This is a genomic window from Mesorhizobium sp. M7A.F.Ca.CA.004.12.1.1 (genome assembly GCF_003997835.1).
Taxonomy (GTDB): Bacteria; Pseudomonadota; Alphaproteobacteria; order Rhizobiales; family Rhizobiaceae; genus Mesorhizobium.
Map to the genome: position 1 here is coordinate 1 of NZ_RZRK01000317.1, position 6,579 is coordinate 6,579.

General features: G+C 62.7%; 6 protein-coding genes and 1 tRNA gene. 2 read left to right on the forward strand and 5 right to left on the reverse strand.

Features of this window, described 5'->3' with window-relative positions; translation table 11 throughout:
* The 3 genes from araH to EN984_RS17770 all read right to left on the reverse strand — a co-directional run.
* Positions 1 to 859: L-arabinose ABC transporter permease AraH (gene araH / locus EN984_RS17760; protein WP_127383856.1), on the reverse strand; the 859-nt coding region annotated here is incomplete at its 3' end.
* Positions 860 to 870: 11 nt separating this feature from the next.
* Positions 871 to 2,382, reverse strand: a complete 1,512-nt coding sequence (araG, locus tag EN984_RS17765; RefSeq protein WP_127267762.1) for an L-arabinose ABC transporter ATP-binding protein AraG — start codon at positions 2,380 to 2,382, stop codon at positions 871 to 873.
* A 68-nt stretch (positions 2,383 to 2,450) separates the two neighbouring features.
* Complete coding sequence (locus EN984_RS17770; protein WP_027039820.1) at positions 2,451 to 3,440, reverse strand: arabinose ABC transporter substrate-binding protein; 990 nt, start codon at positions 3,438 to 3,440, stop codon at positions 2,451 to 2,453.
* Positions 3,441 to 3,640: 200 nt separating this feature from the next.
* On the opposite strand from EN984_RS17770, the gene EN984_RS17775 reads away from it, so the two are divergent.
* Together EN984_RS17775 and dgoD are read left to right on the forward strand one after the other, a co-directional pair.
* Positions 3,641 to 4,387 carry a FadR/GntR family transcriptional regulator gene (locus EN984_RS17775; RefSeq protein ID WP_127267761.1) on the forward strand — a complete coding sequence of 249 codons (747 nt, stop codon included), beginning with the start codon at positions 3,641 to 3,643 and terminating at the stop codon, positions 4,385 to 4,387.
* An 8-nt stretch (positions 4,388 to 4,395) separates the two neighbouring features.
* On the forward strand, positions 4,396 to 5,544 hold the full coding sequence (gene dgoD, locus EN984_RS17780; RefSeq protein WP_127267760.1) for a galactonate dehydratase: 1,149 nt from the start codon (positions 4,396 to 4,398) through the stop codon (positions 5,542 to 5,544).
* Between the two features lie 190 nt (positions 5,545 to 5,734).
* Here the strand turns inward: dgoD and EN984_RS17785 are convergent.
* Both EN984_RS17785 and EN984_RS17790 read right to left on the reverse strand, forming a co-directional pair.
* Positions 5,735 to 5,810: transfer RNA gene (locus EN984_RS17785), tRNA-Ala, on the reverse strand.
* A gap of 172 nt (positions 5,811 to 5,982) precedes the next feature.
* Complete coding sequence (locus tag EN984_RS17790) at positions 5,983 to 6,372, reverse strand: TIGR02300 family protein (protein ID WP_013528180.1); 390 nt, start codon at positions 6,370 to 6,372, stop codon at positions 5,983 to 5,985.
* Positions 6,373 to 6,579: the final 207 nt, after the last annotated feature.

Consider the following 6,579-nt stretch of genomic DNA (forward strand, 5'->3'; position numbering starts at 1 on the left):
GGATGTTGAGCAGGTTCATGGCGTTCTCGGCGATGCCCATAATCAGCACGCCGACGATGACGCCCGACATGGTGGCGCGGCCGCCGGCAAGCGAGACTCCGCCGAGCACGCAGGCCGAGATAACCGAAAGCTCGAGCCCGACCGCCGCGTTGGGCTGGCCCGAGGTGATGCGCGACGCCAGCAGGATGCCGGCGATACCACAGACGACGCCTTGCAGCGCAAAAATCCAGATGCGCGTCCGGTCGACATTGACGCCGGCAAGCCGCGAGGCCTCCGGATTGCCGCCGATGGCCAGCGTGTTCTTGCCGAAAACGGTCCGGTTGAGGACGAAGCCGAAGATGCAAAACAGGATGGCAAGCACCCAGACCGGCGTCGGTATGCCGAGCAGTTTCGAGAGCGCCAGCTGATAGAAATCCGGGCTGTTGATGCCGACGGCGCGGCCGTCGGACGCGATCAGCGCAAAGCCGCGCACGATCTGCATGGTGGCCAGCGTCGTGATCAGCGCGTTGATGCGAAATTTGGCGATGACAACGCCGTTGATGAAGCCGACGAAAGCGCCGCAGGCGATTGCCGCCAGCAGGCCAAGCAGGATCGAGCCGGTGTAATTCGAGGCCATCACAGCGACCATGCCGGCAAAGGCGACGATCGAACCGACCGACAAGTCGAAGTCGCGCGTGGCGAGGCAGAACATCATGGTGCAGGCGACGATGCCGACGGTGACCACCGACTGCAGCAGGCCGAGCATGTTGCGGTCCGTAAGGAAGTTCGGCACCAGAGCCGACACCAACGCGAAGGCGACGACAAAGATGACGACGAGCCCCTGTTCGCCGAGCAGGATTTTTTTCAACTGGTCGGTCATGCCAAAAGTCCTCAGGATGCGATCGCGTCGGGGGTTTTCTGATCGGGGAGAGCGGCAGCCAGGATCGCCCTTTCGGCGAACTGGTCGCGGGTGAGCTCGGCGCTGACGCGGCCGCCGCACATCACCAGGATGCGGTCGCAGATGCCCATCACCTCCGGCAGTTCGGAAGAGACGACGACGATCGCCATGCCATCCTCGGCAAGCTGGTACAGTAGCTCATAGATCTCGGATTTGGCACCGACATCGATGCCGCGCGTCGGTTCGTCGACAATGAGAACCCGCACGCCCTGTTCGGACAGCCAGCGGCCGAGGATGACCTTCTGCTGGTTGCCGCCGGAGAGGTTGATGATGTCCTGCTTGCGCGACGGCGTGCGCACCTTCAGCTTCTTGATAAAGGTCTCGGCCGTGGCGATCTCGCTGGCGCGGTTGAGCACGCCGAAGCGTGTGTGATGGCGCCGCGACGAGATGTTGATGTTCTCCTCGACCGAGCGCCCCTGGATGATGCCGTCATGCTTGCGATCCTCCGAGCACAGCACGATGCCGGCCCGGATCGTGCCACGCGGATCGGTGGCGCGAACCAGCTTGCCGTCGACGGTGATGGTGCCGCCCGAGCGCGGATCGGCGCCATAGACCAACCGCATCAGCTCCGAGCGCCCGGCGCCGATCAGGCCGAAGAAGCCGACGATCTCGCCTGCCCTTGCCTCGAAACTGGCCGGTGTCTGCAGTTTGGGGCCGCTGAGAGCGTCGACCTTCAGGCGGACATCGCCTGTTTTTCGTGCGCGAAAACCCCAGATATCCGAAATCTCGCGGCCGACCATCTCGGCGACGACCTGATCGCGGGTGACGCCTTTCAGCGACGCGTGGTGCGCCGCGAGCTTGCCGTCGCGCAGCACGGTCAGGCTGTCGCAGAGCCGGAACACCTCGTCGAGCCTGTGCGAGACGTAGATGATGACCTTGCCCTCGCTGCGCAGGCGATTGATCAGGGCAAACAGGATTTCGCTTTCGCGCGAGGACAGCGACGAGGTCGGTTCGTCCAGCGCGATAACGCGTGCGTCGAGCATGACCGCCTTGGCGATCTCGACCATCTGGCGTTCGCCGATCGACAGCGTCTTGACCTTGCGGCGCATGTCGATGTCGATACCGGCCGATTTCAGCTTGGCGCCGACGTCGTCCAGCATCCGGCGACCGGCGATGATGCCGGCGTTGGCGGGGAAACGACCGAGGCTGAGGTTTTCGGCAACGGTGAGTTCAGGAACGAGTTGCAGTTCCTGATGAATGACAATGACGCCATTGTCGAAGGCATCCCGGGTCGAGGTATAGGCTTGAACCCTGCCGTCAATGCGGATCTCGCCCTGATCGGCATGCTGGTCGCCGGAGAGGATCTTGATCAGGGTGGATTTGCCGGCGCCGTTCTCGCCCATCAGGCCATGCACGGCGCCTTTGTCGACGCCGAACGAGACGTCCGACAGCGCCTTGACGCCCGGATAGGTCTTGGTGATGTGCGAGAAGTCGAGAAAGGACACGAGCCGATCCTTTTGAGCCATGACAAACAGGCGGCGGGATGAGCCGCCGCCTGTTTGTACAGGGAGGATTATTCGATGCCGAGGCCCTGGCGGACCTTCTGGTAGTCGTCACGCTTGGCGAGTGCACCGGAAGTCAGGATCAGCTTCTCCGGTTCCTTGTTGTTGGCAACCCAGTCATACATGTTGAGCGCCGTCTCGTAGCCATGACGCTTCGGCGAGATGATCACGGTGCCGACGAAGCCAGTGGCGGTCGGCTTCTTGAACTCGTTGATTGCGGAATCCGCGCCGCCAATGCCAACGCCGATCACGCTGTCAGCGGGGATGCCGACGCTTTCGGAAGCACGCACTGCGCCGAGCACCGCCTCATCGTTGAGGCCGAAGGAGACCCATTTCTTGATGTCGGCATGGGCGTTGAGCACGACCGTTGCGGCGTTGAGGGCGGCTTCGGTGTCGGTCTTGGCCTGTGGCGCGTCGAAGATGTTCTCGGCCTTGAAGCCGTTTGCCTTCAGCACCGAGATGGCACCTTCGACGCGGTCGACCGCGGTCGGCAGTTGGTCGTAGGAGACGCGGATGGCGCCGACCTCGTCGGCCTTCCAGCCGCGTGCCTTCATTTCGTCGACGATCGCCTGGCCGACGGCTTCGCCGATCTTGGTGGCCGAAATGCCCATATGCGGCACGTCTTCCAGCGCCTTGCCGTCGGCGCCGACCAGACGGTCGTCGACAGTCATCAGCTTGAGATTGTTGGCGGCGGCCTTGGCGACGATGCCGGGGCCAAGCTTCACGTCCGGTGTGCAGACGATGAAGCCCTGGGCGCCCTGGGCGCCGAGATTGTCGATGGCCGACATCAGCTTCTCACCGTCCTCGGCGCCGATCTTGACCAGGGTAAAGCCCTTCTCCTTGGCGGCCTGGTCGGCGAACTTCCATTCGTCCTGGAACCACGGCTCCTCGGGCTGTTTGACGATGAAACCGATCTTGGTGTCCTGAGCATATGCAGCGATGGTCGTGACGGACAGCACGGCAAGCGCGCCCGCGACGAGCGCGGTCTTCAAAAGTCGCATGATTACCTCCCAGCGATAGACCGGGCGCTCAGCCCGGATGCCGGAGTCTCTAATCGCTTTTATCATACTCGTCAATTGATCTGGTATGATAATTAATGTACATGCTCTGACCAGCGATCGCTGGCGCAATTGATCCGCATCCGTTAAGGGCGGACCGGCTGTGCGAAACCAGCGGTTCGCCGCCTTGGAGGAGGGCTGAGGTGACCGAGATTCTGAAAAAAGCCCCGGGAGATACGACCACTCGCCGCCCGCGCGTGATGCCGGATGTGACCAAGGCGATAGCCTCTGACATCTTCTCCGGGCGCTATCCGGCCGGCTCCTCCTTGCCGACCGAAAACGAGCTCGGCGTCGAGTATGGCGTCAGCCGCACCGTGATCCGCGAAGCCCTGAAGGTGCTGGCCGCCAAAGGGCTGGTGCTGTCGCGGCCACGCATCGGCACGATCGTCTGCAACGAGGACGACTGGAACATCATCGACCCGCAGGTGCTCGCCTGGCACGCGCCGCACGCGCTGGACGACAAGCTCTTCGACGCCATCCTCGAAACGCGCCGCGCCATCGAACCGCTGGTCGCAGAACTCGCCGCCACCCGCGCGACGCTGCAGGAAATCGCCGATCTCGAAGCGGCATGGCGAGGCATGGCCGGCGCTGGCGAGGACCTCGCCGCCTTCTCGCGCAGCGACATCGCTTTCCACCAGATCGTCTATGCCGCGAGCCACAACCCGATCTTTCGCCAGATCGGTAATCTCATCGACACCGGGCTGAAATTCTCGCTCGAGGCGACGGCGGTGATTTCGCTCGACCGGCGCATGGAGGCCGTGGCGGCGCACCGCGAGGTGGTCGAGGCGCTGCGCATGCGCAATGCCGAGGCGGCACGCGGGGCGGCAAACAAGATCCTCGACCTCGCGGCGCGCGACCTCGGCAGCGCCAAGAAACTCAAGAGCAACTGAGACTGCGCATGAAAATCATCTCGCTCACCACCTACATCGTTCCGCCGCGCTGGCTGTTCCTGAAAATCGAGACCGATGCCGGCGTCACCGGCTGGGGCGAGCCGGTCGTCGAGGGCCGGGCACTGACCGTCGAGGCAGCGGTCAAGGAGCTTGGCGATTACCTCATCGGCAAGGATCCCCGCCTGATCGAGGACCACTGGACGGTGATGCACCGCGGCGGCTTCTACCGTGGCGGGCCGATCCTGATGAGCGCCATTGCGGGCATCGACCAGGCACTGTGGGATATCAAGGGCAAGGCGCTCGGCGTGCCTGTGCATGAATTGCTCGGCGGCAAGCTGCGCGACACGATCAAGGTCTATTCCTGGATCGGCGGGGACCGGCCGGCGGAAGTCGCGGCGGGTGCCCGGGAAATGGTTGCGCGCGGTTTCCTGGCGTTGAAGATGAACGGTACCGAGGAGTTGCAGATCGTCGACAGCCACGACAAGATCGATGCCGCTGTCGAACGCGTCGCCATGGTGCGCGAGGCCGTGGGGCCCAACATCGGCATCGCCGTCGATTTTCACGGCCGCGTGCACCGGCCGATGGCGCGCGCCCTGGTCAAGGAGCTGGAGCCCTACAGGCTGATGTTCATCGAGGAGCCGGTGCTCAGCGAAAACCGCGAGGCGCTGAAGGAGATCGCCGCGCTTGGCTCGACGCCGATTGCGCTCGGTGAGCGGCTCTACAGCCGCTGGGACTTCAAGTCGGTGTTCGAGGAAGGTGTCGTCGATATCATCCAGCCAGACCTGTCGCATGCCGGCGGCATCACCGAATGCCGCAAGATCGCGGCGATGGCGGAAGCCTATGATGTGGCCGTGGCGCCGCACTGCCCGCTCGGGCCGATCGCGCTTGCTGCGTGCCTGCAGCTCGACGCGGTCAGCTACAACTGCTTCATCCAGGAGCAGAGCCTCGGCATCCACTACAATGCCGCCAACGACCTGCTCGACTATGCCGCCAACAAGGATGTCTTCCGCTACGAGGATGGTTATGTCGCCATTCCCGACGGACCGGGACTGGGTGTCGAGATCGACGAGGACTATGTCAAGGAACGCGCCAAGGAAGGCCATCGCTGGCGCAATCCGGTCTGGCGCCACAAGGACGGCTCCTTCGCCGAGTGGTGATCGGGCTGCCTTTCAGTCTCTAAGCGCTCCATGAACAGTGAGGACTTTGTCCGGCGAGCCATCGCTCTCAAGAAATGGCTCGTTCGTTCCGTTGATGGAGGCGCTTTCAGCGGCGTTGCCTGAACTGGCCACCAAGCGCAACGGCCGCAGTGCGGCACATTCATCGGCTGCGAATTGCAGAGGAACTGTTTGGTGGAGCCAATCGGGATCGAACCGACGACCTCTTGAATGCCATTCAAGCGCTCTCCCAACTGAGCTATGGCCCCACTTCCGGCAGTCAACCGGCGCCGTTTCCGGCGAAGAGATCCGGCGCGGGTTGGAGACCACGCCGTTAGTGCAGGCGGCTTCTAACCCCGCCCTTCTCAGATATCAAGCCTTCGATAGCCGCTTTTTCTTCACAGGCCACGAAAGCCCGCAAACGCCCGCTTTCAAGGCCGATCAGACCTCGTCGTCGTCGTCTCCGACGCCGATCATGTCGGCGACGTCGTCGTCTTCTTCCTCTTCGTCGGCAAGGAAAGTGTCATCTTCGTCGTCGCCGAGATCGACGTCGTCCTCATCGTCGCCAAGATCCGGCAGGTCGTCGCCCTTGACGTCCTCATCAGCCTCTTCGAGCGAGACGACCTCAACGCCTTCTTCTTCCTCGGCGTCCACTTCCTTCTCGGCCACTTCCTCTTCCTCCTCGAGAGCGGCAATCTTGCCTTCCTCGAAATAGGAACGCGGATAGGTCTTGCCGGTGTAGGGCGAGACGATCGGGTCCTTGTTCAGGTCGTAGAATTTTCGGCCCGTCTCCGGGTCGATACGTTTTGTGCCAAGTTCGGTTTTTGCCACGGCAAGCCTCGTCAATAAAAGAGTGGTCCCCTTAACCACAGTTTGCAGCGCTGTCAAAGCGAAAAGCCGGCGTCACAAAACCATGCATTGAAAGGCCTCGCATCAAGTGACGACCATGGGGATGACCATTTCGCCCCACCGTGATACGAGACCGCCGCAACAAATGAAAAGCGCCGGCCTGCCGGCATTCCGTCCAGGGAAATTCCA

Bases quoted from the DNA above. Each gene is read 5' to 3' on its own strand.
- EN984_RS17770 (WP_027039820.1), bottom strand. From the start codon at position 3,440: ATGCGACTTTTGAAGACCGCGCTCGTCGCGGGCGCGCTTGCCGTGCTG.
- dgoD (WP_127267760.1), top strand. From the start codon at position 4,396: ATGAAAATCATCTCGCTCACCACCTACATCGTTCCGCCGCGCTGGCTG.